We start from the raw sequence: 26096 nt of genomic DNA on the forward strand, positions 1-26096 counted from the left end.
TCAGCCCAAGATCAATGCGGTACCCCGTCTTCGGCAACCCGGCGGGCAGACATCCTGCGGGTGATGCGTTGGCGGCGGATAAAGGCCAGCACAAATAGCACTGTCAGGATCAGGACAATTGTTGGCGCGGGCGCGCTATCAATGAAAAAGCTCAGATAGCTGCCCAGCAGCGTGGCGGCCATGCAGATAATCACTGACACCCACAGCATGTCTTGAAACCGGCGCACCAGCAGAAAGGCAATTGCACCCGGCGCGATGATCAATCCAATGGCCAGGATCAACCCCACAGCAGAAAGCGTGGCCACCACCGTCAGCGACAGGGCTGCCAACAGCCCGTAATGCAGAAGCCCCACAGGCAGGCCTGCGGCCTTGGCTTGCGCTGGGTCAAAGCTGTGCAACAAAAGATCGCGCCATTTGAGCAGCAAGCCCAGGCCCACGACGGCGGAAATGATGCCAGCAGTCCACAGCTCTTGGGCGTCCACGCCTAGGATGTTGCCAAAAAGGATGTGATCCAAATGAACGTTGGTCGACACACCGACATAAAGCACCAGCCCCAGGCCAAACATCCCGGAAAAGACCACGCCCATGACCGTGTCCTGCTTTACCCGGCTGTTGGTGGCGAGGTACCCTGAGGCCACGGCGCAAAGCATCCCCGCCGCAAAGGCCCCCAGGATCAGCGGCAGGCCCAGGATATAGGCCAGCACAATGCCCGGCAGCACCGCGTGGCTGACCGCGTCCCCCATCAGCGCCCAGCCCTTCATCACCAAAAAGCACGACAAAAGTGCGGTTGGCACTGAGATGATCAGGCAGATCAGAAAGGCATTCTGCATAAAGCCAAACCGGAAGGGCAAGGTGAGCGTTTCCAGATCCATCACAAAGGGCCTTCGGTGGTCTGTGGCCCGTCCCGCAAGGCGATCCGGGCCTTGCGTTTGGCCGCCAGCAACCCATGTTTGGGCGCAAACACGAAGGCGGCCAAGAAGATCAGCGTTTGCAACACAACGATGATCCCACCGGTGGCACCGTCCAGAAAGTAGCTGGCATAGGCCCCGACAAAGCTCGTGCCGCTGCCGATGGCCACTGAGACCATCAACAGCCGCGGAAACCGGTCGCACAGCAGATAGGCCGTCGCCCCCGGTGTCACGACCATCGCAATCACCAAGAACGCCCCAACGGTCTGCATGGCGGCAACAACGGCTGCGGACAACAGAACAAAGAACATCGCCTTGAGCAGATCAGGTCGCAACCCGATGCTGCGCGCGTGGCTTTCGTCAAAGAAGGTCACCATTAGATCGCGCCACTTGGCCCACAAAAGCACCAGCGCCACACATCCGATAATCGCCAGTTGCAGCGTATCTTCGGGAGTGATGGCCAGAATGTTGCCCATGATGATCGTGTCGACCGAAATGGAGACAGGGTTGATGGAGACCATGAACAGGCCCAGTCCGAAAAAGGAGGTAAAGATCAGCCCGATCACCACATCCACCTTCAGGCCAGAGCGTTCTGATAGAAACAGCATGGCCCCTGCCGCCAGTCCCCCGGCAATGAACGCCCCCAAGGCAAAGGGCAGGCCCAGCATGTACGCCCCCGCCACGCCGGGCACCACGGAATGGGCCAGCGCGTCACCGATCAGCGACCATCCTTTCAACATCAGATAGGCCGACAGAAACGCACAGACCCCACCCACCAGTGCCGATACCCACATGGCGTTGGTCATGTAGCGATAGGTGAAGGGCTCTAGTAACAGGTCCATCAGTTTTTGGAATCCGATGTCTGGGTTTTGTCCCCGTATTGAACAAAGGGCCGCTCATCATCGGTGAAGATCGTGACAGACCGCGCGTCTTCGTCATCATGCAGCGCGTCACCCCCCAAAGTGAAATGGCGCAGCACCCCGCCAAAGGCGGCTTCGAGGTTTTCACGGGTGAATGTCGTCTCAGTTGGGCCGTGGGCCAGCACGGTGCCTTTGACCAGCACCGTCCGGTCACAGAATTCAGGCACGGAGCCAAGGTTGTGGGTGGAGACCAGCATCACCCGTCCCTCATTGCGCAGCTCTTGCAGAAGCGCCACGATCTGCGCTTCGGTTTGCACATCAACGCCGGTAAACGGCTCATCCAGCAAGATCACTTGGCCGTCCTGCGCCAAGGCCCGGGCCAGAAAGACCCGCTTGCGTTGTCCGCCTGACAGCTCACCAATCTGGCGGTGCCGGAATTCCGACATGCTGACGCGGGCCAGGGCCGCATCAACGGCGGCATGATCGGCCTTGCCCGCCCGGCGTAGAAAGCCCATGTGCCCGTAGCGGCCCATCATCACCACATCTTCGACGAGAACTGGGAAAGCCCAATCCACCTCTTCGGACTGCGGCACATAGGCGACAAGGTTTGCGGCCAGCGCGTCTTTCACGCTGCGTCCCAGGATCTGGATGTCCCCCTTGGAGGCCGGCACAAATCCCATCAGTGCTTTGAACAGGGTGGATTTGCCCGCGCCGTTCACCCCCACCAGGGCGGTTACCGTGCCGCGCGGGATCGCGAAGCTCGCGTTCCACAGGGCGGTGTGCCCGTTGCGGTAGGTGACGGTGACATCACGCGCGGAAAGGCCGTCGCCAAGGGTGGCGTCGGCCTCTGTCAGTGCATCTGGGCGTTTTAGCATCCCCGGGGTGCCTCGTTTCAGTTCGTGGCGGCGCTGAGCCCTTCCGCCACGGTGGTTGATGTTACGCGCAACAGATCAAGGTAGGTGGGCACCAAGCCGTCCGCTTCGCTGAGGCTGTCCACATAAAGCTCACCGCCGTAGGCAACACCGGTTTCGCGCGCGACCTGTTTGGCCGGACCGGTATTGACGGTGCTTTCGCAGAACACCACGGGGATGTCGTTGGCGCGCACGCCGTCAATCACCTTGCGCACCTGCTGGGGTGTGCCGACCTGATCTGCGTTCATCGGCCAGAGATAGAGTTCCTGCATGCCGAAATCACGCGCCAGATAGCTGAATGCGCCCTCACATGTCACCAACCAGCGCTGAGAGGCGGGGATGGCCGCGACCGCATCGCGCAACGGGGCGATGGTGGCACGGATCTCATCTTTGTAGCGGGCCGCGTTTTCGGCATAAACGGGGGCGTTGGCGGGATCGTTCTCAGACATCGCCTTGGCGATATTGTCCACATAGATCAGCGCGTTATCCAGCCCCATCCAGGCATGCGGGTTTGGTTTGCCTTCATAGTTGCCAGAGGCAATCGCGATGGGTTCAATGCCGTCTGTCAACGTGGCCGAGGGCACGTCATCAAGGTTGGTTAGAAACTGCTCAAACCACAGCTCAAGGTTCATGCCGTTCCACAACACCAGATCCGCATCGATGGCCTTTACGATGTCACGCGGCGTGGGTTCATAGCCATGAATTTCCGCCCCCGGTTTGGTGACAGAGACGACCTCTGCCGCGTCACCGGCAACATTGCGGGCCATGTCGGCCAGAACGGTGAAGGTTGTGACCACTTTCATTTTGTCATCAGCCCAGCTCATGGAGGCGAGCGGGGTCAGGAAAAGGGCGGTGAGGGCGACTTTGACAGATGTCCGAACCATGCGATTCTCCCTTTGGGCCTGTGTGACACCTTCTAGATGCAACTCATTCGCAACTGGGTCAAGTGAAATGCGAATAATTCGCATCTAGGCGGCGTTCTGCACCCGTCAAGCGTGCCGCCTGCCGCTTTCGGGGACGGCATCATCTGCCATTTGCGGCAGAAGCTGTCGCATCTGACCTTGACGGTTTTGCGGCACAGCATGTTTCCTGTGCCAAGCTAAATGGGGAGAGCGGCTATGAAATCGCATTACAGAGTTGTCGTTATCGGGGGCGGGGTTGTGGGTGCATCCGTTCTCTATCACCTGGCCAAGTTCGGCTGGACCGATGTGGCGCTGGTCGAACGCTCGGTCTTGACCGCAGGCTCTTCTTGGCATGCGGCAGGTGGCATTCACGCGCTGAACGCCGATCCCAACATCGCGGCCCTACAGGCCTACACCATCGACCTGCTCACGGAAATCGAAGAGGAAAGCGGCCAGAACATCGGCCTGCATATGACCGGCGGTTTGACCATGGCGGGCACGCCTGACCGTTGGGAATGGCTGCAATCGGCCTACCGCACCTTCCAGTCCATCGGCATTGAAGACTGCCGTCTGGTCAGCGTGGAAGAAGCTGTAGCGCTGAACCCGATCATGTCAGGCGAAGGCCTTTTGGGCGGCATGTGGGCGGACCGCGAAGGCTATATCGACACGACCGGCACGGTACACGCCTATGCCGGTGCGGCTAAGAAGCGCGGCGCGGAGGTGATTGAGCATAACCGCGTGCTGGAGTTGAACCAGACGCTGGAAGGCTGGGAAGTGGTCACCGAAAAGGGCACCATCACTTGCGAGCATGTGGTCAACGCTGCGGGTCTCTGGGCCAAGCAGGTGGGTCGCATGGCGGGCATCGAATTGCCTGTCTCGCCGCTCAACCACCATTACCTTGTCTCTGACAGCATCCCCGCGCTGGAAGAGCTTGATTTCGAAGTGCCCATGACTGTGGACCTCGAAGGGTTTACCTATCTGCGGCAGGACCAGAAGGGCGTCCTGCTGGGCATCTATGAGATTGATCACCAGCATTGGATGATGGATGGCGCGCCGTGGGAATACGGCTTTGAGCTGCAGCAAGAAGATCCTGACCGGATTGAAAAGGAGCTGACCCTGGGGTTTGAGCGTTATCCGGTTCTGCAGGACGTGGGCGTAAAAACCTGGGTGAACGGGGCTTTCACCTTCTCACCTGACGGCAACCCGCTGGTCGGCCCCGTGCCAGGCAAACGCAACTATTGGTCGGCCTGTGCGGTGATGGCCGGGTTCCTGCAAGGTGGCGGCGTGGGCAAATCCCTTGCTGAATGGATGATCCACGGTGAGCCGGAGGCGGATGTCTACGGCATGGACGTGGCCCGCTATGGCATCTGGGCAGAGAACAAACAGTACATCAAAGAAACCACCGGCCAGTTCTATTCCCGCCGTTTCGTGATGACCTACCCCAATGAGCAACTGCCAGCTGGTCGCCCGCTGAAGATGAACGGCATCTATGCCGATTTGGACGCCAAGGGGGCCGTTTGGGGCCAAAGCTGGGATCTGGAAGTACCGCTTTATTTTGCTGTGCCAGATTTTCAGGAGACCCCATCGCTCAAACGGTCCAACGCGCATGAGATCGTGGGGGACGAATGCCGCGCGGTGCGGGAGAATGTTGGGCTTTTGGACATCACCGCCTTCTCGCGGTTTGAGGTCACGGGTGAGAATGCCGAGCAATGGCTGGATCACCTCATGGCGTCCAAACTGCCTAAGCCGGGGCGGGCCAAACTGGCCCCGATGCTGGGTGAAGACGGCCGCATGAAAGGCGATCTGACGATCTTCAATTGGGGCGACGGGCGGTATTGGATCACCGGCAGCTACTATCTGCGGGCCTGGCATATGCGGTGGTTCAACGATCATATGATGGACGGCGTCAGCGTCCGCGACCTAGGCGAGGAAATGGCGGGCCTGTCCCTGTCGGGACCAAAATCGCGAGAGGTTCTGCGCGCCGCATTGAGTGATGGGGATGCTGATGCGTTGTCGTTCATGGGCTGTGCGCAGATGGATGTCGGCATGGTGCGGTGCCATGTGGGGCGTTTGTCCGTCGCGGGTGAGCTGGGCTTTGAGATGCATTGCCGTGCGGGTGATCTGAAAGCGCTGCGCGATACCCTGCTGGTGGCAGGTGCAGAACACGGGATGATTGAGTACGGCTTTAACGCGCTGTTGTCGCTGCGGCTGGAGAAAAGCTTTGGCATCTGGTCAGCTGAGTTCACCCAAGGATACACACCCGGCATGACCGGCATGGACCGCTGGATTGACTGGAGCAAGGATTTCGTCGGCAAAGCCGCCGCAGAGGCGGAGCGCGATGGCAACGGACCTGCCAAAAAGCTGGTGACGCTGGAAGTGGACGCCGACGGTGCGGATGCCTCAGGCTTTGAGCCGGTTTGGCATGGGTCAGAGAAAGTGGGCTTTGTCACCTCAGGCGGTTTTGGCCACACCACGGGCAAATCGCTGGCCATGGCATTGGTGGCACCTGATGCCGCCGCCGAGGGCACGGGTCTGACTGTGCATGTGGTAGGCAAGGAACGCGCCGCCAAAGTGATCCCGGCCTCCCCCTATGACCCCGAAGGTCAGGCCATGCGCGGGTGAGCCGCTGGAAGCTGCGCGCCTTTTTCGTCATCGGCCTGGCCTTTGTGGGCGGCGTGTGGTGGAGTTTGAGCCGCGAACATGCCGCTGTTGATGCCTGTCTGGATGGCGGCGGGCGATGGGACCATGCAACCGCGCGCTGCACCAGCGGCTAAAGCAGGCGTGCACCCGTGCAGATCGGTGGCGCACCCCGCTGCCGCCTGCTGCCATAGTAATCCGCGCAATCGCGCAGATGACGAATATGTTGACAAGTTCAGGTCGCTAAGGCCACCTGATCAGAAGAAATTTGAGGAGGACACCCCATGATGAAAACCCGCGCTGCAGTCGCATTGGAAGCTGGCAAACCGCTTGAGATTATGGAGGTGAACCTGGAGGGGCCGAAAAAGGGCGAGGTTCTGGTTGAGATCAAAGCCACGGGCCTGTGCCATACAGATGAATTCACCCGCTCTGGCGATGATCCTGAGGGGATTTTCCCTGCGATCCTGGGCCATGAAGGCGCTGGCGTTGTTTTGGAAGTGGGGGAAGGGGTGACAACCCTCGAAGTCGGCGATCACGTGATCCCGCTTTATACGCCTGAGTGTCGCAATTGCGAGTATTGCACCAGCGGCAAGACCAACCTGTGTCAGGCCATCCGGGGCACGCAAGGTCAGGGTTTGCTGCCTGATGGGACCACGCGTTTCTCAATGGAAGATGGCACGCCGATTTACCACTACATGGGCTGTTCGACCTTTGCCAACCACACCGTGGTGCCCGAGATTGCCCTGGCCAAGGTGCGCAAGGACGCGCCCTTTGACAAGATTTGCTACATCGGGTGTGGCGTGACCACCGGCATCGGTGCGGTGATCAACACCGCCAAGGTCGAGATCGGCAGCCGCTGCGTGGTCTTTGGTCTGGGCGGTATTGGCCTGAATGTGATCCAGGGTCTGCGCATGGCAGGCTGTGATCAGATTGTCGGCGTTGACCTGAATGACGACAAGGCCGAGATGGGCAAATATTTCGGCATGACCGATTTTGTGAACCCCAAGAACGTGGGCGACGATATGGTCGGCCATTTGGTTGAGCTGACGGGCGGTGGCGCGGATTATTCCTTTGACGCCACCGGCAATACCAAGGTGATGCGCGACGCGCTGGAATGTGCCCACAAAGGCTGGGGCGAGAGCATTATCATCGGTGTGGCCCCCGCAGGGGCTGAGATTTCAACACGGCCATTCCAGTTGGTCACGGGCCGGGTCTGGCGCGGCACGGCCTTTGGCGGGGCCAAGGGGCGCACGGATGTGCCCAAGATCGTGGATTGGTACATGAACGGCACAATTGAGATTGATCCGATGATCACCCACAAGCTGACCCTGGACGAGATCAACCATGGATTTGATCTGATGCATGAGGGCAAATCCATCCGCGCGGTGGTAGAATTCTAAGAAGGAAAAAGGGGCTCTGCCCCGGTCAGCAAGCTGACCTCCCCGGAATTGTATTGGAAAGATGAAGCCCTGGCTTACCGATCTTGGTAGGTCAGGGCGCTTTCCATCAGGTGCCGCAGTTGGGCATCAAACTCTGATGTGCCGGGATCGGCGATGCCGGGCAGTTTGAGAGATTTTTCAGCCAGGGCGAAGCCCAAGAGCACGCTCATGAAAAGTGCCCCGCGCGCGGGGCTGCCCAGCAGCGCGTCCAGTTTGTCTTGCATGCCGGATGCCTGCGCGTGGCGCACAAGATCGCCCACCTCAGGATCATTTGCATTGCTTTGCAGCAATTGCAGCACCGATGGCGTGTGCCTGTCACGAGGGGCATCGCGGTAAAGCGCGCCAACGATGGTCATCAGTTCTTCTGCGGTGGCGACATCCGGGCTTTCAAAAGCCCCTTCCAACGTTGCCTCAAAAAGCCCGCGTTTGCCGCCAAAATAGCGCGAGATGAGCGCAACATCTACGCCGGCACCCTGGGCAATTTCGCGCAATGAGACGTTTGAATAGCCGCGCTGCCAGAGCAAATGACGCGCTTCGGTAAGCAATTTCTCCCGTGTCGCCAAAGCTTTATTCATTGCTGAACCCTATCAATTGGGTGAATTTTGTCAACGGGTGTTGACTTGTGTGGAGCGCTGCGTATTTCATAAGTCAACACGTGTTGAATTTGCCTAGGGAGACAGGAATGAGACTGACGGTGAATGGAACAGACCACGAGGTAGATGTCGAGGACGACATGCCCCTGTTGTGGGTTTTGCGGGATGAATTGGGGATCACAGGGCCAAAATATGGCTGCGGTATTGCCCAATGCGGGGCCTGCACAGTGCATATCGATGGGATCTCAGTGCGGTCTTGCCAAGTTGCTGCCGCTGATGTCGATGGAGAAGTGACCACCATTGAGGGTCTGGGCACGCCCGAAAGTCTGCACGCCGTCCAAGAGGCCTGGGTGCAGCATCAGGTGGCGCAATGCGGATATTGTCAGGCAGGTCAGATCATGCAGGCGGCATCGTTTCTGGATCTTAACCCTGAACCCACCAATGATCAGATCGACGCCGCAATGAGCGGGAACCTATGCCGCTGTGGCACCTATCCCCGGATCCGGGCGGCCATCCGCTCAGCGGCAAGTAAATTGGCGGAGGCGTGAACATGGGACGGATGCGCACAATTGCACGACGGACGTTTTTGACCGGCGCGGTGGCGATTGCCGGTGGTGTGGCCTTTGGCACCTATATGGTACGCAAACCGCATGACAATCCGCTGGCTGAGGGGTTGGGGGCCGATGCGGCCACGTTTAACCCTTGGGTCAAGATTGATGGTGAACAGATCACCTTGATCACGCCGCATGTGGATATCGGGCAAGGGTCTGTACACATGCAGGCGATGCTGATTGCTGAAGAGCTGGATGTGGAGCCGGGGCAGTTCGTGACGGACTTTGGCCCGCCGGCTCCGGCCTATTACAACACGGTTCTGGGGGGCGAAGGCGCGCCCTTCGTGCCGACGGATCAAAGCATGGCGGCGCGGTCTGTGCGTTCCATGATGGGAGCCTTGGGCAAGGTCATGGGCCTTCAGGGTACTGGTGGGTCCAGTTCTGTGCCGGACAGTTTTGACAAGCTGCGCATGGCGGGGGCCGTGGCACGTGAGACGTTGAAGGCCGCGGCCGCAGCGCGTCACGGTGTGGCCATTGCCGATCTGAAGACCGAAGGCGGTGCCGTGATCCTGCCGGACGGGACTGCGGTTGCCTATACGGCCTTGGCGGCAGACGCGGCGGGCATTGATCCGGTGACGGATGTCAGCCTGCGGCCCGCGTCGGCTTGGCGCTTTATCGGCAAAGAAACCCAGCGCAGCGATATTTTGGCCAAATCCACCGGCACCTTGCCCTACGGCATTGATTTGGTGGTCGAGGATATGGTCATTGCAACCGCGCGTCTAAGCCCGCGGCGCAGCGCAGTGAAACGCTTTGATGCATCAGAAGCAGAGAAGATGCGCGGTGTGTCAGCGGTGTTGCCAGTGACAAATGGTCTGGCGGTGATTGCGGACAACACCTGGCGGGCCATTCAAGCGGCCAATGCGATTGATGTCGAATGGGAAGCGGCCCCATATCCAGCAGAACAAGCCGCGCATTGGGCCGCGCTGGAGGCAGCATTTTCCGAAGACTTCCTGGACAAAGAATGGCGGGCAGACGGGGATGCGGCAACAGCGCTGCAATCGGGTGAGATCGCGGCGGAGTACCGCGCGCCCTATGTCGCGCACCAGCCGTTGGAGCCGATCAATGCGATTGTGAAAGTGACCGATGCGGCGGTGGAAGTGTGGACCTCGCATCAGGTGCCGCGGTTCTTGCAGCAGAAAGTGGCGGCGGTCACAGGGCACGCGCCAGAACAGGTGATTTTGCACAACCAATATGCAGGGGGCAGTTTTGGCCACCGATTGGAATTTGAGAATGTCACGCTGGCGGCAGAGGTTGCTGATCAGGTGCGCGGCACGCCGGTGAAGCTGGTCTTTAGCCGGGAAGAGGACTTTTTGCAGGATTTCCCACGCCATATTGGCATGATGCGCGGGGCCGGAACGGTTGCGAATGGCCAGGTGAAAACACTGTCATTGGACATTGCCTCACCTTCGCCGCTGCGATCACAGATGGGGCGGCTTGGGGTGCCGGTCCCAGGCCCCGACAGCCAGATCCCCGCAGGGGCTTGGAACGCGCCCTATGCGATTGAAAATTTCCGGGTCCGCGCCTATGCGGCGCCGGAACTGGCACCCGTCTCAAGCTGGCGAGCAGTGGGTGCCTCTAGCTGTGGGTTCTTTATCGAAGGGTTCCTGGACGAGTTGATCGCAGAGGCGGGGGCCGATCCCATGGAAGAGCGGTTGCGTCTGTGCGACTGGGATGTGGCTCGTGGCACGTTAGAGGCGGTGGCAGAGATGTCGAACTGGGGCGAAGCTTTGGCCCCAGTGCAAAGGGCGCGGCGTGGCCATGGTAGAGAGCTTTGGTGTGCCGGTGGCCGAAGTGGTCGAAGTGACCAATACCGACGGCGGCATTCGGATCGACAAGGTTTGGGTCGCAGCAGACGTGGGCCAGATTGTGGATCCGGTCAACTTTGAAAACCACGTGCAGGGGGCGGTTGTCTGGGGCTTGGGCCATGCAATGAACTCTGAGATTACCTATGCCGATGGGATGGCTGAACAGGACAATTACCATGCGGCAGAAGGGATGCGGCTGTACCAGACGCCTGAAATCATGGTGCGTGGTTTGGAGCGGAACTTTACCATCCGCGGGATTGGGGAGCCGCCGGTGCCGCCCGCGGCACCTGCCTTGGCCAATGCGATCTTTGCGGCCACTGGCCAGCGGCTGAGAGAGATGCCGTTTTACAATTTCGTGGACTTCGTCTGATGCGCGGGCGGATCGCGCTCTTCGCGTTGCTCATCGCCGCACCGGGGATTGTGGCGGCGGAAGGGGCAGAGGCACCTGCCGTGCCTGAGGCAACCTTAGAAGAGGGGTTGGCGGCCTGGGACCGGATTTATCAGGTGGCCTCGCATCCGCGGTGCTCCAATTGTCATGTGGGGGCCAGCGACAAGCCGATGTGGTCGGGGCCGACATATGGGCGCACGCGGGTACATGGGATGGGCATCCGAGCAGGCGAGAGCCGGATCGGGGCTGAATATATCCCTTGCCGGACTTGCCATGTGACCAATGAAACGGGCGGCAACGACATGCCCCATGGCGCGCCGCAGGTGGCGGCGGCCTGGCAATTGGCCCCGGTGGAGGCAGATTGGTTTGGCCGGTCCAGCATTGAGATATGTGCGCAGTTGCGCGATCAGGATCTCAATGGCGGGCGCACCTTTCTGGAGATTGCCGATCATCTGGGCCATGATGTGATCTTGCACTGGGCACTGGAGCCCGGTGGCGGGCGTGAGCCAGCGCCGTTTTCATTGGCCGAGCATACGCAGGATGTCCTGGTCTGGGGCGCGGCGGGCATGCCCTGCCCGGCGGAGTAGGGGAGGGGGCGGTGAGGCTTCCGGCTCACCATCCCAAAGTGCTGGCCCCGCCCTCGCATGACCCCTGCATCGCAAAGCGCCCCTCGCTTGCATAGGAAAATAGCCGTCTCCCGCAAGCGGGGCCCTCGGCGATTTGCCTATGCAAACGGTGGACCCTTGGCCCTTTGGGCTCAAGCGACGGCGGCTCCAGCCCAAAGGGGGTGGGGGATTGCGGTCAATAGCTTTGGTTCAGTTCATCGCTGGCGGGGATCTCTGCCTCGCGTTTGGTGATGAAGGCGCGAAGCTCTTCGTCTTTGGCTATGTCGAGCTTGGGTTCTTGGTATTCTGCGAGCAGCTTGCGCGCATGGGCAAGGGCGCGTTGGGTGATCTCTACCCCGCCTTCGGCCTGCCATTGTTCGATAGAGTTGTTGTCGAACATCTCGGGCATGAAATAGGCGTCTTGGAAGTTCTCTTGCGTGTGCGGGTGGCCCAGGTAGTGCCCGCCGGGCCCTACATCGGGGACGGCGGCCAGTGCGGTTTCAAAATCGCCAAAGTTCACGCCTTGGGCCATGCGGTGGGCCATGGCGCATTGTTCGGCATCCACGATGAATTTGGCAACTGAGCAATGCATCCCCGCCTCATTCCAGCCTGCGGAATGCCAGATGTAATTGGCCCCTGCATGCATGACCGCAGAGAGGGTTGTCGCACTTTCATAGCCGGCCTGGGCGTCAAAGGTTTTCGCCCCGCCCAGCGTATTAGAGGTGCGCCAGGGGATGTCATAATGGCGCGCCATTTGGCCGATCATGAAATTCATCAATGAAATTTCCGGCGTGCCAGCCATGGGGGCCCCGGATTTCATCGACACGGTTGAAAGGTAGTGCCCGTAGATCGCAGGCGCACCGCGACGGATGACTTGGGTATAGGCCAGGGCTGAGAGCGCCTCGGCATTCAGCTGTGCCACGGAGGCAGCGACTGAGGCGGGCGTATTGGCCCCGCCCAGCACGAAGGGCGAGCAAAGCACCGGTTGGTTGGCGCGTGAAAAAGCGCGCAGCGCGCCCAGCATGGTTTCATCCCACACCAGCGGCGAATTGCCGTTGCAATTGCCGGTGACCACGGGGTGGGTGTCAATGAAGTCAGTACCAAAGAGGATGCGGCACATGTCGATGACGTCTTCGGCATTCTTGGGGCTGGTGGTCATGCCCATGAAGGTTTTGTCGGAATGTTTCATCGACGAATAGGTGATGCGCAGATGGCGTTGGCTGATCGGGTGGTCGTAGGGTTCCACGATGTGATGGGCAGAGGAATGCAGCGCGGGCAGCATATGGGCGAGTTTGTGAAACATCGCCAGATCATCCAGCGTGGGGTTGCGGCGCACGTCGTCCAGATCGCGCAGGTAGGGCGCGCCGGTCATGGGAACAAAGATCGCATCACGCCCACCCAGGGCCACGTTCTTTTGCGGATCACGGGCGTGGTAAGTGAAATGGGCCGGGATCGTGGCGATCAGATCCCGCACCAGGCCGCGATCAAGATAGACGCGCTCGCCCACCACCTTTGCCCCGGCGGCTTTCCAATCGGCCAGGGCGATGTCATCGCGAAAAACCACGCCTACGTTTTCAAGGATATCCATGGAGGCGGCATCAATGCGTTCCACCTCAGCGCCGCTCATGATCTCGCAGGTGGGGATATTGTTGTGCACGCCCGGCAGCATGGTGAAATCCAAGGCCGTGCGCAGGGCGCGGCGGGCAGCGCGGCCGCCGCTGCGGCTGCGAACAGGTGCTTGAACGGTCATCTATCCCTCCTGTCATCAGATGGGATAGATTTGCACATCAGCGACATTCTGACTTGTCCGTAAGCGAACAGCCTACGGCCAATCGTGGCGGCGGTGGTCAGGTTTTGAAGGCATCCGCGTAGGTGTCGCGCAGGACGTTCTTTTGCACCTTGCCCATCGTGTTGCGGGGCAGGGCGTCCAGCACCACGATTTTGCGTGGCACTTTGAAACGGGCCAGCTGGGTGTTGAGGGTGGCCAGGATGGCCTCCACATCAGGGGTGGCCCCCTTGCTGGGCACCAGAACCGCCACGGGGGCTTCGCCCAGATCGGCATGAGGGGCTGCGATGACGGCGGATTCCAAGACGCCGGGCTGGTCGTCCAGGAGGACCTCCAGCTCTTTGGGATAGATGTTGTAGCCGCCAGAGATGATCAGGTCTTTGCCCCGGCCCACGATCTGCACATAGCCTTGGGCGTCAATCAGGCCCAGATCGCCGGTGATGAACCATCCGTCTGGGCGCAGTTCAGCGGCGGTCTTTTCAGGCATCTGCCAATAGCCTTTGAAGACATTGGGGCCACGGACCTCAATCACGCCAATCTCCCCTTGCGGCACCTCCGCGCCGGTGTCGGGATCTGTGACCTTTAGCGCGACGTCTGGCAAGGGAAAGCCCACGGTGCCCGCGCGGCGGGTGCCGTCGTAGGGGTTGGAGGTGTTCATATTCGTTTCCGTCATCCCGTAGCGTTCCAGGATGCGGTGTCCGGTGCGGGCCTCAAACGCCTTGTGGGTTTCGGCCAGCAAAGGCGCAGAGCCGGAGATGAAAAGCCGCATATGCGCGGTCAGCTCTGGGGTGAAGTCGGGGTGATCCAGCAGTCGGGTGTAGAAAGTGGGCACGCCCATCAGCGCGGTGGCGCGGGGCATATGGGTGATCAGCTGGTCCACGTCGAGCTTGGGCAAGAACACCATTGCTCCGCCCGCCAGCAGCATCACATTGGTGGCCACAAACAGCCCGTGGGTGTGAAAGATCGGCAGCGCATGTAGCAGCACATCGCCCGCCGTAAAGCGCCACAGGTCTTTGAGCGTGGCCGCGTTGCTGAGCAGGTTTGTCTGGGTCATCATCGCCCCCTTGGAGCGGCCTGTGGTGCCAGAGGTATAAAGGAACGCGGCCAAGTCATCACCGTCACGCGCAACGGTGGGGAAGGTATTCGGTTGGCTGGCAGCCTTGCCCGGCAAAGTGCCGCCGCCGGTGGTGTCCAGGGTTTCAAGGGCAGCGCCTGCGGCAGAGGCGATGGCGCTGAGGGCGTCAGCCTTGGCCGGGTCGCAGATCAGCAGGCGGGCGCCAGAGTTGGACACAAAGTAGTCCACTTCGGCCGGGGTATAGGCCGGATTGAGAGGGAGAAAAACGAAACCCGCCTGCACGCAGGCCGCATAAAGCGCCAGGGCATCGGGGGATTTGTCGATTTGCAAAGCGACGCGGTCGCCGGGCACAAGCCCGCAGGCGGCAATCGCGTGGGCCAGTTGCGCGGCACGGTGCAGGAATGCCGCATGGGTGATGGTGCCGCCATCCGGCAGATGCAAAAACGCGGTGTCTTTTCCTGCGTGCTGGCCAAAAAGGTTGTCATAAAGGGGGTTGGCCATGCTGTGCTCCGGTCTTGCTGTGCGGTGATTTTGGGGGAAGTGCGCGGGCGGGTAAAGCCTTGTCGCGGGCTTTTGGCAGGCTACCGTCTGCCACGAACGAAACGGCTGCGCAAAGGACAACGATGTCGATAAACACTCCCCCTGCCCGCAGGCCGGGCGCTGGATGCGCTAAGGGCCGGGTATGCGGCCCAGATGGCGGGCACGATGACGGTGTCATGGATGCTGCATGGGCGACCGGGCGTCGGCAAAACTGAAGTGGTGCAGCAGTTGGCGGCAGAAACGGGTGCGCGGCTTTTTGATTTGCGGCTGACCACGATTGAGCCGCAGGATTTGCGGGGCCTGCCGTTCTACGATCACGCCACGCAGCGCACGGTGTGGTATCCACCTCAAGATCTGCCAGATGATCCTGACGCCCCCGCGATCCTGTTCTTGGATGAATTGACGGCGGCGGCCCCGGCTTTGCAGCCCACGGTTTACGGGCTCTTGCAAGAACGCCGTGTGGGGCAGAACCAACTGCCTGCGGGCACGTTTATCGTGGCGGCGGGCAATACGGTTGAGGACGGCGCCATCGCCTATGAGATGGGCAGCGCGCTGTCGGACAGATTGGTGCATCTGTCCGTGCGCGCAGAGGCGCGCGACTGGATTGAACGCTTTGCGGTGCCCCAAGGGCTGCACCCGTCGGTGACGGCCTTCATCCGCACGCGGCCAGATTTGTTGGACACCACAGAGGAGGCTTTGCGCCGGGGAGAGATGATTGCCTGTACGCCCCGGTCTTGGGCACGGGTCAGCATCTTGATGCAGGCGGTGGCGGACAAGGATTTGCGCGACGTATTGATTGCCGGGACCCTGGGCGAGACGGCAGCGGCAGAGTTCATCCTGATCGCAGAAGACATCGCAGCGACCGTGCAGGCCACCGCGATGATTGAGACCGAGGGGCAAGAACGCCTGGACCTTTATCCAGCCAGCCTGCACGGGCTGTCGGCCTTGGTCTATGCGCTGGTAACATTGGCCGATGAAGACACACTTGCGCGGGTGATTGATGTGATGGCCGACATCCGGTACTTGGGGGCACGGCGGCAAGAGGCGGCCTTTGCCGGTCTGCCTTTGGGGGAGCTGACGACCTATGGTTTTGAGCTGCTGATCGACAAGGCGCTGGGCGCAGGGTTGCAAGAGGTGTTCCGAACCTCCCAAAGCTATGCCGCCTATGCCGCTGAGCGTGAGGCCGCCGGGGCGGCATGAGCGTCATCGCGCGACACAGCGCGCGGGCCGCACCTGCGTTGCAGGCGCTGGCAGAGGCAGATCCAGCGATTGCGGCGCTGTCGCTCTGGTGTGTGCACCGGGATGGCCCGGACACCCGCTGCTTGGCTGAGGCGATCACCTATGGGCCCGACTTTGAGGCGCTGATGCCGCACGAACAATCGGGGCTGGCGGCACATCACATCTTGCATGTGGCGCTGCGCCATCCGGCCCGTATGGGGCAGCTACATCAGCGGTTGGGTGACGCTTTTAGGCCGGATCTGTTCAATCTGGCCGCAGATGCGGTGGTCAATGAGGCGCTGTTGTTGGCCGATCACGCGCTGCCGCGTCCCGCAGTGGTGTTGACCGAGCTGTTGCAACAAGCCCTGGGGAGCGAGGTTGCCCCGCAAACGGCTTTGGCGGAATGGGATGTTGAACGGCTGTATTTCGCGCTGACCACAGTGGGGCAGGATGGGCGCGGGCAGTCTGAGGCGGAAGCCTATGCGGAGGCGCAGGATTTTGAGCCAGACCTCGACCCCGCAGCGGGCGAACCCGATGCCGCAGGAGAGGCGGAAGCCGCCGCGCGGTGGCGTCAGCACATGACACGGGCCATGGACGCAGGCCGACAGGCAGGGCGCGGGATCGGCCGCAGCCTGCACCGGCTTGCGGATGTGGCAGAGCCGCGGACCCCGTGGGAGGTGATCCTGCGCCGATTGCTAAGCCAGGCCGTCATGGTGATGCCGCAGCCGAACCTGCATCGCCCGTCCCGGCGTTGGTTGGCAGCCTCAGCCGAGGCTGCGCGCGCGGGATCGCCGCAACCGGGGTATCAGCCGGGTACCCGGCCCCTGTCCCAGGTGCCGCGCATTGTGGTGGGGTTGGATGCCTCCAGCAGTATTGATGACGCGCGTCTTGGCCTCTTTTGGTCTGAGGTGACGGGCATCGCACGACGTCTGCGCGCGTCATTGCATCTGCGCGTTTTCGACGACGCCATCCGCTACCGTGCTGATCTGGACCCGTCAGAGCGCCGGTTTGCGCTGCCAGAGTTGCCCCGCGGTGGCGGGACTGCCTTTGTGCCCGTGATCGCGGAGGCCGTCGAGATGGGGGCTTCCGCGCTGGTGATGCTGACGGATTTGGAAGGCGACGCGGGGCCGCCCCCAAAGACCCTTCCGGTCTTTTGGGCGGTGCCGGGTGCGGGTGCATTGGCGGCACCATTTGGCCGATTGATCGATCTAGATGCGTAAGGGGGTGCGGTGTTGCGCGCTGCGGAGCTCTCCAAAACCAGCATGTTTCAGATCCATCCTTGCGCCCCCCTTGCCTGACAGGCGCGCCCCCTCTTGCCAAGGAAAATAACCGTCTCCCAGCAAGCTGGGGCCCTCGGCGATTTGCCTTGGCAAGAGGCTGCCCCCCTGTCTGTCCGGGTGCACGCAAGGACGGCTCCGAAACCAGCAGGTGGTGTGGGTTTGGGGGGCGGGGAGGGACCGGGCGGCGGGCGTGTGATGCCTAACCCGCGCTTCTGGTTTAACTGAGCGCGGCGGCCAGGCGTGCGTGGGCGGAGACGCCTTTGGTGTCAAAGGTGATGTCGCGCAGGAAGGTGTTTTGCGACTGGTTGATGCGTTGCAAAAGCGCCTCTGTCAGCGGGGCTGCAAAGAGGTGATCCGTGATGATGGCGACTTCCTTGTCCGTCAGCTGCATCACCTCAGGACCGTCCTCAGATTGGACAGAGACATAGGTGAGCGGTGTCACGGCCCAAAGCTCAGATTGTTCAACCACCAGATGCAGTTGGCCTGCGCGCATGTCACGTCCGGCGGCGATGCGGGTCAGCACGTCGCGCGCCTGGACTTTCAACAGGTCAAGACCACGGGCCGCTTCGCTTGCGTCGATAAGTTTTGCGCGGCGGTTTTGTGGGACGCGTAGGATGCGCATTTCGACAAACCAGATCATCGCAATCATCAGGATCGGTGCCTGCGCGATTGGCAGGGCCGCGACATTCCAGATCGCCCCGATGGCGATGAGCGGGGAAAGCACCAGCAAATAGCGGATCGCCTGATATTCGAACAGTCGGCGCAGCCCGCCGCCAAACCCCTGACCCTGCTTTGGGCGTACCGCAACGCGGCCGAAAAACTTGCGCGGCAATTGGCGCACCTGAAGGATGGCTGGATTGCGCAGGGTGCTGTGGGTTAGGACGTACATGCGGCGGAGTTAGCGCGGGATTTTAGGATGGCGACCCCGCACCCTGTGCCAATCGGTTCAAAGGGCTGAGATCATCGCCGTATGCAGCGCATGATGCAGCGACCCTGCAGAGGCGCGCGGGCCGTAGATGCTGAAGTGATCGTCAGCCCGGCGCAGCACGAAACATCCCAGATGGTGTATCGAGGTCCGCTCTGCGCCGCCCACAGGCATCGCGGGTGCGTTGAGCGGACAGAGAAGCTCCATCACCGCCAGCAGCCCCGCGCCGGTGAGATCAAACCGGGTCCAGCCGTCGGTCTGTTCGGTCACGGAGGCGTTACCTTGCACCGCGGCCTTGGCGTGATCTGCCAGATCTTCATGGGTTTCTATGGGGGCCTCGAGCATGACCTGGTCTGGCCCCATCCAAAAGGCGGTCATCGCCTCACCCGCAAAGGTGCGGGGGCCGGGGGCTGTGGCACCGATGAGTTTTTTCAGCGCTGTGGCGGTTGGCTTTTCCTTGCCCAGACGTGCTGTGACAGAGGCGAGGGCAACCTGCGGCACCTCGGTCAGGGTGGCCCCAGCGACGGTATCGACGCGGGGCACAGTGCGGCCCAGGGCGGTGATGGGGGTCAGATCATGCACGCAACCGCTCTCCTTCTGGGTCCACGAAATGGGCAGAGACGATCTCTACGTCCACCGTTGTGTTGGTTACGGGGGAAACCAGGCGCATCTTTTCGCCCAACCGGTCGCTGCCGTTTTTCAAAAAGCCCAGGCCAATGCTGCTGTCTAGCGTGGGTGAGAAAGCCGCAGAGGTCACATAGCCTTGGTCATGTGCGGCATCCACCGGGCCGGTGGCGGCCATCAGATGTCCGCCTGCGGTGATCTTGTCGGCATTGGACAGCGGTTTGATCCCCACCTGCTTCAGCGCATCGGCCTCGTTCAAGCCGGGGCGTTCGGACAGGACCGATCCGATGCTGTCTTTCTTCTTGCTGACCATACGGCCCATCCCGAGGTTTAGTGCAGTGGTTGTGCCGTTCAGCTCATTGCCTGCAGCATGGCCCTTTTCAATCCGCATCACGCCCAGAGCTTCGGTGCCGTAAGGGACCACGTCAAACTCTTCGCCCTCGGCCATCAGCCTGCGCATCAGCGCATCGCCGTAGCGGGCGGGCACGGCGATTTCATAGGCCAGCTCGCCCGAGAAAGAAATGCGGAAGAGCCGCGCGCGCAGACCTCCACAGACGGTGATGTTGGCGCAGGCCATAAAGGGGAAGGCGTCGTTGGAGAGGTCCACATCCGCATCCACGATCTTTTGCAAGAGCTTGCGTGAATTGGGGCCCGCGACCGCATATTGCGCCCAAGCCTCCGTTGTGGAGATCAGCTGCACGTCCATGTCAGGGCAGAGACATTGGCGCACAAACTCCATGTGTTGATAGACCTTTGCGGCATTGGCGGTGGTGGTGGTGACAACAAAGTGGTCTTCGGCCAGCCGCCCCGCAGTGCCGTCATCCATCGCGATGCCGTCTTCACGCAACATCAGGCCATAGCGGGTCTTGCCCACGGCCAATTTGGCAAACCCGTTGCAGTAGACCTTGTTCAGGAAATCGGCGGCATCCGTGCCCTGCACGTCGATCTTGCCCAGGGTGGTGCAATCACAGACCCCGACAGAGGCGCGGGTTTGGCGCACCTCGCGGTCCACGGACTGCCGCCAGTGGGTCTCGCCCGGTTGTGGGAACCATTGCGCGCGCAGCCAATTGCCCACCTCAACAAAGACCGCGCCCTGTTCCTTGGCCCAATAATGCGAGGGGGTGAGCCGGGTGGGGTGGAACTCCATGCCCCGCATCCGGCCTGCCAGGGTGCCGATGGCGACGGGGGTATAGGGGGGCGGAAGATGGTGGTGCCGACCTCTGGGATGGCTTTGCCTGCCAGCTCTGCCATGATCGCCAGCCCGCCGATGTTGGCGGTCTTGCCCTGATCGGTGGCCATGCCCAGCGTCGTATACCGCTTGAGATGCTCGACCGAGACAAAGCCCTCTTGATGGGCGAGTTTCACATCCTTGACGGTCACATCGTTTTGCTGGTCCAGCCAGGCGCGTGATGCGCCTTCGACGTACCAGAACGGTGTCTGCGTGACGGGGGCGTCTTCGGCCTGTGGTAGGGCGGGGGCCTTGCCCTTCAGACCCAACGCGGCGCGGGCTGCCCGCGCGCCGCTTTCAAGAGCGGCATGGGTTGAGAAGGCACCATTGGCCGCCCCAGCCACGCTCATGCCGGGAGGCAGCGTGCCGCCGGGGACAAAGGCCGCCAGGCCGTCGTCCCGGTGGGGCGACCGCGTTGGTGGCAGGTCAGATGCACATTGGGGTTCCAGCCGCCCGACACCCCCAGCGCCCCACATTCCAGCGTGCGCATGGTGCCATCGGCCAGCTTGACCTCAGCAAAGGTCAGGCCCAACCGGCCCTTGGTGTCCACAACCTGCGCGCCGCGCAACACCTCATAGCCCTCAGCCAGGGGGGCATCGGGGCGGGTGTCAACGACAGCCGCAATCTTGACGCCCTTGGCGGCAAGGTCTGCTGCTGTGCGGTGGCCATCGGCGTTGTTAGTAAAGACCGCGATGCGTTGCGCCGGGGTGGCAGCCCAGCGGTTGGCATAGGCGCGCAAGGCACCCGCCAGCATCACACCGGGACGGTCGTTGTTTTCAAACCCGATGGGCCGTTCGGTGGCCCCGGCGCACAGCAGCGTTTTTTGCGTGTAGATCCGCCAGAGGATCTGGCGCGGTTTGCCGTCATCGGGCGTGTGCATATGGTCGCTCACCCGCTCAACAGCGCCATAGATGCCGTGGTCAAAGGCCCCGATCACAGTCGTGCGCGTCATCAGCCGCACGTTGGGCAGCGACGAGAGTTCCGCCAGCGTGGCGGTGACCCAATCCAGCGCGGGCGCGTCATTCAGTGGTGCTGTCTCAACCAAGAGCCTGCCGCCCATGGCAAAGTCTTCGTCCGCCAGGATCACCTCTTTACCCGCCCGCCCGGCGGTGAGCGCGGCCATCAGGCCCGCTGGGCCTGCGCCGATGATCAAGAGGTCACAGTGACGAAAGCCCTTGTCATAGACATCAGGGTCTTCCTTCATGGTGAGCGCACCTAGGCCAGCGGCCTTGCGGATGATCGGCTCATAGATCTTTTCCCAAAAGGCCGCGGGCCACATGAAGGTTTTGTAGTAAAACCCAGCCGTCAGGAAGTTGGAGAACCGGTCATTGATCGCCATGGCGTCAAAGGCCAGGCTGGGCCAACGGTTCTGCGACCGCGCCATCAAGCCGTCAAACAGCTCTGTTGTGGTGGCGCGGGTGTTGGGCTCTTGCCGGGCACCGCCGCGCAGTTCCACCAGGGCGTTCGGCTCTTCTGACCCGGCGGTCAACGGACCACGCGGACGATGATATTTAAACGACCGCCCCATCAGCCGCACACCATTGGCCAATAGGGCCGAGGCCAGCGTATCGCCGGGGTGGCCCATGTAGGCTTTGCCGTCAAAGTGGAACCGCAGGCTGGCGCTGCGATCAATTTGGCCGCCGCTCAATCGGTTGACTTGGCTCATCTGCTGCGCCCCCGGCTTCGGGCCACATCGCGGGCCAGTTCAACTTGGGTGATCTCATGGGTGCTGGTGTCACGGGTCACGACCAACCAGGACCGGTCGCCGCCCTCGTGAAACCACAACTCGCGCAGCGGACCGGCGGGGTTGTCGCGCAAGTAGGCGTATTCATAGAAGGCTTGATCGCGGTCTTCGGCCTCTGGATCCGGGCGGTCAATAAGAGAGGCATCGCCAAGATAGACAAACTCCGCACTGTCGCGGGGGCCAAGCAGGGGGTGGTTGATGATCATCTCTCGCGTCTCCCCGTCAGTGCAGGTTGGGCTGATTGCCCATGCCTTTTTCGTCAATCATATGGCCGCTCTGGAAGCGGTCGAAACGGTAGGCGTTGGCGAACGCATGCGGTTCATCCTTGGCCAGCAAATGCGCAAAGGTGTAGCCTGAGGCAGGCGTGGCCTTGAACCCGCCGTAACACCAGCCGCCGTTGAAATAGAGCCCATCAATGCCCGTCCGGTCGATAATCGGAGAGCCGTCCATCGACATGTCCATGATCCCGCCCCACATACGCAGCAGTCGCGCGCGCCCAATCATCGGCATGATCGCCATGCCGCCTTCGCAGACGTCTTCGACAACAGGCAGATTGCCGCGCTGGGCATAGGAATTGTACCCGTCAATGTCTCCGCCAAAGACCAGGCCGCCCTTGTCCGACTGGCTGACATAGAAATGGCCCGCGCCAAAGGTGATCACCCCTGGCAGCACCGGTTTCAGGCCTTCGCTCACAAAGGCCTGCAAGACGTGGCTTTCAATCGGCAGGCGCATCCCCGCCATGCCCATCAAGCGGCCAGAGTTGCCGGCCACCGCACAGCCCACCTTTTTGGCCCCGATGAAGCCTTTTGAGGTCTCCACCCCCAGGCAGGTGCCATTCTCAATGCGAAAGCCTGTGACCTCACAGTTTTGGATGATGTCCACACCGCGGCTGTCCGCGGCGCGGGCATAGCCCCAGGCGACGGCATCATGGCGCACTGTGCCGCCGCGCCGCTGGGCCAAGCCGCCTTTGATCGGAAAACGCGCGTCGTTGAAATTGAGGAATGGGTATTCCGCGCGCACCTGCTTTTCATCCAACAGCTCTGCATCGGCACCGTTCAAGATCATCGCATTGCCGCGCCGGGTAAAAGCGTCGCGTTGCGCGTCTGAGTGGATCAGGTTGATGATCCCCCGTTGGCTGACCATCGCGTTATAGTTCAGGTCTTGCTCAAGCCCTTCCCAAAGCTTGAGGGAGAATTCATAGAACGGCTCATTGCCATCAAGCAGATAGTTGGAGCGGATGATTGTAGTGTTGCGGCCCACATTGCCGCCGCCGATCCAGCCCTTTTCGATCACGGCTACATTCCGCTCACCATAGACAGAAGCCAGGTAATGCGCGGTCGCCAATCCGTGCCCGCCACCGCCGATGATGATGATGTCATACTGCGGCTTGGGGTCGGGGTCCCGCCAGGCGGGTGTCCAACCTTTGTGACCGGTCAGGGCCTCTTTGATGATCTTAAATCCAGAGTATCGCATGAGTCGCACCCATTTTTCATGACATTCGCATAATTTCACTCAGAAGATAAAGTTTGAAAACGACATTGGCCTTTTTGAATTGGACGATCTTTGGCCGTTTGCTCAAAAGAGCGTCATAAAAACAGCCCCTTGCGCGTCAGGCTGCGGCCCTGTGCCACAATCAATCTGAGCCTAGGACGTGGGGTTTGGGGTGTCAGAGCCTCTGGCGACATTTCCGGGCTTGGAAACGCCGCGCATTGGCCAGCCGCCCGGCGCAACAGATGGTGTCAGCTTGGCTTGAGCCGCAGGATCAGCGGGATGATCGCAATGACCAAGACGCCAGCCAGCAAGAACGGTGCGCCGGGCAGATAAATCCCTTCTCCGCCCACGAATTCCTCAAACACTGCCGTCAGTACCAGTGGGGCGGCCACCGCCGCCACCGAAGCCAGAGAGGCAATGACCCCCTGAACCAGACCTTGCATGTCTTCGCCAACACGGTTGGCGGCGATGGCAGTCATCAGCGGCGGTGCCATGTCCGCCAGGGCGGCGATGGGCAGGATCACGGCGACCACCCAGGCCGCATTTGCCAGGCCAAACCCAAACAATCCGATGATGCAGGCCGCCGTGGCCAGCAAAAGCGTCGGATAATCTCCCAAGCGGCGGGTCAACTGCGGCAGCACGCCCGCTTGAACAACCGCGATCAGGATGCCGTAGGCCGACAGGGTCAGACCGATGGTGAACCCATCCCAGCCAAAAACCTCTTTGCCCCAGAACGCCCAGAGCGTGGCGTAGACAAGGTTCGCGACCTCAAAGGCGAAAATGCAAATCAACGGAATGGCCAGACCCGGCAGGATGAAGGCACGGATGATGCTGCCAAAGGGGTTCAGATCACGCTTGCCAAAGGGCCGCCGGTTTGCGGGTTTGAGCGATTCCGGCAGGATAAAGAACCCAAAGAGCACGTTCACGGCAGACAACAATGCGGCAATCCAAAACGGCGCGGTGATGTGCCAGCCAGAGGCCAGCCCGCCCAAGGCCGGGCCAAAGACAAAGCCGATGCCAAAGGCGGCTCCGATCATGCCAAAGGCGGCGCCGCGTTCTTCGGGTTTGGCGATGTCAGAGATATAGGCCGTCGCGGTGATATAGGTGGCCCCCGCCATGCCCGCGATGATGCGACCGACCAGCAGCAGCCAATAGCTGTCAGCCATCGCCATGATCACGTAATCCAACGTCAGGGTAAGCAGGGCCGCAATCAGGATCGGGCGGCGTCCGTATGCGTCAGACAGGCTGCCGATGACCGGACCAAAAAGGAACATGGTAGCGGCATAGGCTGACATCATGATGCCCCCCCAAAGCGCGCCTTGGGCGGTATCTTCCGCGCCGACGCGCTCCATCAGGTCGGGCATGATCGGAAAGACGATGCCAATGCCAATGGCGTCGATCATCAGGGTCGCCAGGATGAAAAGGAAAGGGCCGCTGAGTTTCATGAAAGCACCAAGGTTGAAGCATCGGAGTAACAGGTAAGGCCCGGTTTGCAAGCGGGCGAAAGCGGGCAGGTGGCGTAATCTGACTGGGGTGGCGGAAGGGTATCCTCGGGTGCGCAGGTGCAGAGGGCGAGACCGCCCCAGCGGTTTTTGACGGTTGTGAAAACGAAGCCAGATGGGATGCGCGCTGCCTCATTGGGGATAATTTACGGGCATGCGTTTGGAATAAGCAAAAGTCGCATGGAGTATTGGTTATTTTACAGGGTGTTAGCGGGGAGGCGTTGCCACGATCCCAGCGGGCAGTTTGACCATAAACCCGGCATTGGACTTTTGTTTATGCGGCGAAAAACCCGCCCTGCGTCCAATATCTTAGGGCGCGCAAACACGGCATGGCTTGGCGCAGAACGGCACGCAGCTGTTCGCGAACATCACAACAGAAAGATATACCATGACCTTCCTTTCCCTTACCCGCCGCCCGCTGATGATTGCAGCCATGATCACCGCCGCCTCCATGACGCCACTGATGGCCGCAGAGGATATTGAGGTGATCGACCCCACGACAAATGAAACGGTTGCCCTGTCTGAGATCGACATCAGCGCGCTGTCCGATGAAGACCGTCAGAACATCGGCGATCAGCTTGCCGCTCTGGGGGTTAGCCCGCGGGGCCGGCCTGATATTTCTGATGTTGAAGTGGTGGACCCCACCACAGGTGAAACCGTTGCTTTGGGTGACATCGACAAAGACAGCCTGTCAGAGGAAGACCGCCAGGCCATCGGCGATCAACTGGCAGAGCTGGGCATAGCACCAAGCCCACGGGGTGGCCGGGGCGCTGGTGAGGATGGCGAGACAGAGGTTGGCGAAGAAGGCGGCCGCGCGGCCCCGGGCGCGGTGCGCCGGGGCGTGGCGGTGAAGGCCGTGGTGGCGAGGGCCGCGGCGGCTCGCGCGACTAAGAGGTTGGCGCGCCCCGGTTGACACGGGGCGCGCCAACACCTTAGCCACGGACAACGGCTCAAGGGACAGACCGCATGCGCGCATCATTGATCACAGCCAGTTTGGCCGCGTTTCTGCTGATGCAGTCCCCGC

General features: G+C 61.2%; 22 protein-coding genes and 1 pseudogene. 10 read left to right on the top strand and 13 right to left on the bottom strand.

All coding sequences use genetic code 11. The features are described from left to right. Positions 1-11 precede the first annotated feature (11 nt). From ACZ1HM_RS05600 to ACZ1HM_RS05615, 4 genes are read right to left on the bottom strand one after another with little or no spacing between them, the layout of a single operon-like run. Complete coding sequence (locus ACZ1HM_RS05600; protein WP_472741894.1) at positions 12-872, bottom strand: metal ABC transporter permease; 861 nt, start codon at positions 870-872, stop codon at positions 12-14. Further along, entirely contained in the window at positions 872-1750 is an 879-nt protein-coding gene (locus ACZ1HM_RS05605) for a metal ABC transporter permease (protein ID WP_472741895.1), read from the bottom strand. Before ACZ1HM_RS05605 ends, ACZ1HM_RS05600 begins: the two co-directional genes overlap by 1 nt. After that, positions 1750-2643, bottom strand: a complete 894-nt coding sequence (locus ACZ1HM_RS05610; protein ID WP_472741896.1) for a manganese/iron ABC transporter ATP-binding protein — start codon at positions 2641-2643, stop codon at positions 1750-1752. Before ACZ1HM_RS05610 ends, ACZ1HM_RS05605 begins: the two co-directional genes overlap by 1 nt. Positions 2644-2660: 17 nt before the next feature. Beyond that, positions 2661-3503, bottom strand: a complete 843-nt coding sequence (locus ACZ1HM_RS05615; protein WP_472744574.1) for a metal ABC transporter substrate-binding protein — start codon at positions 3501-3503, stop codon at positions 2661-2663. A gap of 294 nt (positions 3504-3797) precedes the next feature. Between ACZ1HM_RS05615 and ACZ1HM_RS05620 the strand changes: the two genes are divergently transcribed. The 3 genes from ACZ1HM_RS05620 to ACZ1HM_RS05630 all read left to right on the top strand — a co-directional run bounded on the left by ACZ1HM_RS05620 (position 3798) and on the right by ACZ1HM_RS05630 (position 7618). Next, positions 3798-6203 (top strand): GcvT family protein, encoded by a 2406-nt coding sequence (locus ACZ1HM_RS05620; RefSeq protein WP_472741897.1) that lies wholly within the window; start codon positions 3798-3800, stop codon positions 6201-6203. Further along, positions 6200-6355 carry a hypothetical protein gene (locus ACZ1HM_RS05625; protein ID WP_472741898.1) on the top strand — a complete coding sequence of 52 codons (156 nt, stop codon included), beginning with the start codon at positions 6200-6202 and terminating at the stop codon, positions 6353-6355. The genes ACZ1HM_RS05620 and ACZ1HM_RS05625 overlap by 4 nt, the downstream gene beginning before the upstream one ends. A gap of 150 nt (positions 6356-6505) precedes the next feature. Next, positions 6506-7618, top strand: a complete 1113-nt coding sequence (locus ACZ1HM_RS05630) for an S-(hydroxymethyl)glutathione dehydrogenase/class III alcohol dehydrogenase (protein ID WP_472744575.1) — start codon at positions 6506-6508, stop codon at positions 7616-7618. Between the two features lie 74 nt (positions 7619-7692). On the opposite strand, the gene ACZ1HM_RS05635 is transcribed toward ACZ1HM_RS05630, so the two are convergent. Continuing rightward, positions 7693-8232 (bottom strand): TetR/AcrR family transcriptional regulator, encoded by a 540-nt coding sequence (locus ACZ1HM_RS05635; RefSeq protein WP_472741899.1) that lies wholly within the window; start codon positions 8230-8232, stop codon positions 7693-7695. 107 nt (positions 8233-8339) lie between these two features. On the opposite strand from ACZ1HM_RS05635, the gene ACZ1HM_RS05640 reads away from it, so the two are divergent. The 4 genes from ACZ1HM_RS05640 to ACZ1HM_RS05655 are packed head-to-tail and all read left to right on the top strand — an operon-like array spanning position 8340 to position 11641. Continuing rightward, on the top strand, positions 8340-8798 hold the full coding sequence (locus ACZ1HM_RS05640) for a (2Fe-2S)-binding protein (protein ID WP_472741900.1): 459 nt from the start codon (positions 8340-8342) through the stop codon (positions 8796-8798). Positions 8799-8800: 2 nt separating this feature from the next. Then, the gene (locus tag ACZ1HM_RS05645) at positions 8801-10747 is read left to right on the top strand and encodes a xanthine dehydrogenase family protein molybdopterin-binding subunit (RefSeq protein ID WP_472741901.1); all 1947 of its coding nucleotides are present in this window, start codon (positions 8801-8803) and stop codon (positions 10745-10747) included. After that, a complete protein-coding gene (locus tag ACZ1HM_RS05650) occupies positions 10662-11036 on the top strand; it encodes a molybdopterin cofactor-binding domain-containing protein (RefSeq protein WP_472744576.1) in 375 nt (124 codons plus the stop codon). The genes ACZ1HM_RS05645 and ACZ1HM_RS05650 overlap by 86 nt, the downstream gene beginning before the upstream one ends. After that, complete coding sequence (locus ACZ1HM_RS05655; RefSeq protein ID WP_472741902.1) at positions 11036-11641, top strand: hypothetical protein; 606 nt, start codon at positions 11036-11038, stop codon at positions 11639-11641. The genes ACZ1HM_RS05650 and ACZ1HM_RS05655 overlap by 1 nt, the downstream gene beginning before the upstream one ends. Positions 11642-11855: 214 nt before the next feature. On the opposite strand, the gene ACZ1HM_RS05660 is transcribed toward ACZ1HM_RS05655, so the two are convergent. Then, on the bottom strand, positions 11856-13409 hold the full coding sequence (locus ACZ1HM_RS05660) for a trimethylamine methyltransferase family protein (RefSeq protein ID WP_472741903.1): 1554 nt from the start codon (positions 13407-13409) through the stop codon (positions 11856-11858). A gap of 97 nt (positions 13410-13506) precedes the next feature. After that, positions 13507-15021, bottom strand: coding sequence for a malonate--CoA ligase (locus ACZ1HM_RS05665; RefSeq protein ID WP_472741904.1), 1515 nt, complete (start codon positions 15019-15021; stop codon positions 13507-13509). A 204-nt stretch (positions 15022-15225) separates the two neighbouring features. On the opposite strand from ACZ1HM_RS05665, the gene ACZ1HM_RS05670 reads away from it, so the two are divergent. Together ACZ1HM_RS05670 and ACZ1HM_RS05675 are read left to right on the top strand one after the other, a co-directional pair. After that, positions 15226-16260 carry an AAA family ATPase gene (locus tag ACZ1HM_RS05670; RefSeq protein WP_472741905.1) on the top strand — a complete coding sequence of 345 codons (1035 nt, stop codon included), beginning with the start codon at positions 15226-15228 and terminating at the stop codon, positions 16258-16260. Then, complete coding sequence (locus ACZ1HM_RS05675) at positions 16257-17498, top strand: vWA domain-containing protein (protein ID WP_472741906.1); 1242 nt, start codon at positions 16257-16259, stop codon at positions 17496-17498. Before ACZ1HM_RS05670 ends, ACZ1HM_RS05675 begins: the two co-directional genes overlap by 4 nt. A gap of 277 nt (positions 17499-17775) precedes the next feature. On the opposite strand, the gene ACZ1HM_RS05680 is transcribed toward ACZ1HM_RS05675, so the two are convergent. The 6 genes and pseudogenes from ACZ1HM_RS05680 to ACZ1HM_RS05705 form a co-directional block, all read right to left on the bottom strand. Further along, positions 17776-18447: a hypothetical protein gene (locus ACZ1HM_RS05680; protein ID WP_472741907.1), complete on the bottom strand. Its 672-nt coding sequence runs from the start codon at positions 18445-18447 to the stop codon at positions 17776-17778. Positions 18448-18504: 57 nt separating this feature from the next. Beyond that, positions 18505-19065, bottom strand: coding sequence for a sarcosine oxidase subunit gamma (locus ACZ1HM_RS05685; RefSeq protein WP_472741908.1), 561 nt, complete (start codon positions 19063-19065; stop codon positions 18505-18507). Then, positions 19058-22001, bottom strand: a pseudogene (locus ACZ1HM_RS05690) (sarcosine oxidase subunit alpha family protein). The gene ACZ1HM_RS05685 and the pseudogene ACZ1HM_RS05690 overlap by 8 nt, the downstream one beginning before the upstream one ends. Beyond that, positions 21998-22285 carry a sarcosine oxidase subunit delta gene (locus ACZ1HM_RS05695; RefSeq protein WP_472741909.1) on the bottom strand — a complete coding sequence of 96 codons (288 nt, stop codon included), beginning with the start codon at positions 22283-22285 and terminating at the stop codon, positions 21998-22000. Before ACZ1HM_RS05695 ends, ACZ1HM_RS05690 begins: the two are co-directional and overlap by 4 nt. 16 nt (positions 22286-22301) lie before the next feature. Next, entirely contained in the window at positions 22302-23552 is a 1251-nt protein-coding gene (locus tag ACZ1HM_RS05700; RefSeq protein ID WP_472741910.1) for a sarcosine oxidase subunit beta family protein, read from the bottom strand. Between the two features lie 266 nt (positions 23553-23818). Next, positions 23819-25015, bottom strand: a complete 1197-nt coding sequence (locus ACZ1HM_RS05705; protein WP_472741911.1) for an MFS transporter — start codon at positions 25013-25015, stop codon at positions 23819-23821. 445 nt (positions 25016-25460) lie between these two features. Between ACZ1HM_RS05705 and ACZ1HM_RS05710 the strand changes: the two genes are divergently transcribed. Beyond that, positions 25461-25985: a hypothetical protein gene (locus ACZ1HM_RS05710; protein WP_472741912.1), complete on the top strand. Its 525-nt coding sequence runs from the start codon at positions 25461-25463 to the stop codon at positions 25983-25985. Positions 25986-26096 lie beyond the last annotated feature (111 nt).

The sequence above is a fragment of the Sulfitobacter sp. GN1-4 genome, from assembly GCF_055693825.1.

Excerpts from the sequence above, each read along its gene's own strand:
- ACZ1HM_RS05600 (WP_472741894.1), bottom strand. The coding sequence starts at position 872 with ATGGATCTGGAAACGCTCACCTTGCCCTTCCGGTTTGGCTTTATGCAG.
- ACZ1HM_RS05605 (WP_472741895.1), bottom strand. The coding sequence starts at position 1,750 with ATGGACCTGTTACTAGAGCCCTTCACCTATCGCTACATGACCAACGCC.
- ACZ1HM_RS05610 (WP_472741896.1), bottom strand. The coding sequence starts at position 2,643 with ATGCTAAAACGCCCAGATGCACTGACAGAGGCCGACGCCACCCTTGGC.
- ACZ1HM_RS05615 (WP_472744574.1), bottom strand. The coding sequence starts at position 3,503 with ATGAGCTGGGCTGATGACAAAATGAAAGTGGTCACAACCTTCACCGTT.
- ACZ1HM_RS05620 (WP_472741897.1), top strand. The coding sequence starts at position 3,798 with ATGAAATCGCATTACAGAGTTGTCGTTATCGGGGGCGGGGTTGTGGGT.
- ACZ1HM_RS05630 (WP_472744575.1), top strand. The coding sequence starts at position 6,506 with ATGAAAACCCGCGCTGCAGTCGCATTGGAAGCTGGCAAACCGCTTGAG.
- ACZ1HM_RS05635 (WP_472741899.1), bottom strand. The coding sequence starts at position 8,232 with ATGAATAAAGCTTTGGCGACACGGGAGAAATTGCTTACCGAAGCGCGT.
- ACZ1HM_RS05640 (WP_472741900.1), top strand. The coding sequence starts at position 8,340 with ATGAGACTGACGGTGAATGGAACAGACCACGAGGTAGATGTCGAGGAC.
- ACZ1HM_RS05645 (WP_472741901.1), top strand. The coding sequence starts at position 8,801 with ATGGGACGGATGCGCACAATTGCACGACGGACGTTTTTGACCGGCGCG.
- ACZ1HM_RS05655 (WP_472741902.1), top strand. The coding sequence starts at position 11,036 with ATGCGCGGGCGGATCGCGCTCTTCGCGTTGCTCATCGCCGCACCGGGG.
- ACZ1HM_RS05660 (WP_472741903.1), bottom strand. The coding sequence starts at position 13,409 with ATGACCGTTCAAGCACCTGTTCGCAGCCGCAGCGGCGGCCGCGCTGCC.
- ACZ1HM_RS05665 (WP_472741904.1), bottom strand. The coding sequence starts at position 15,021 with ATGGCCAACCCCCTTTATGACAACCTTTTTGGCCAGCACGCAGGAAAA.
- ACZ1HM_RS05670 (WP_472741905.1), top strand. The coding sequence starts at position 15,226 with ATGACGGTGTCATGGATGCTGCATGGGCGACCGGGCGTCGGCAAAACT.
- ACZ1HM_RS05675 (WP_472741906.1), top strand. The coding sequence starts at position 16,257 with ATGAGCGTCATCGCGCGACACAGCGCGCGGGCCGCACCTGCGTTGCAG.
- ACZ1HM_RS05680 (WP_472741907.1), bottom strand. The coding sequence starts at position 18,447 with ATGTACGTCCTAACCCACAGCACCCTGCGCAATCCAGCCATCCTTCAG.
- ACZ1HM_RS05695 (WP_472741909.1), bottom strand. The coding sequence starts at position 22,285 with ATGATCATCAACCACCCCCTGCTTGGCCCCCGCGACAGTGCGGAGTTT.
- ACZ1HM_RS05700 (WP_472741910.1), bottom strand. The coding sequence starts at position 23,552 with ATGCGATACTCTGGATTTAAGATCATCAAAGAGGCCCTGACCGGTCAC.
- ACZ1HM_RS05705 (WP_472741911.1), bottom strand. The coding sequence starts at position 25,015 with ATGAAACTCAGCGGCCCTTTCCTTTTCATCCTGGCGACCCTGATGATC.
- ACZ1HM_RS05710 (WP_472741912.1), top strand. The coding sequence starts at position 25,461 with ATGACCTTCCTTTCCCTTACCCGCCGCCCGCTGATGATTGCAGCCATG.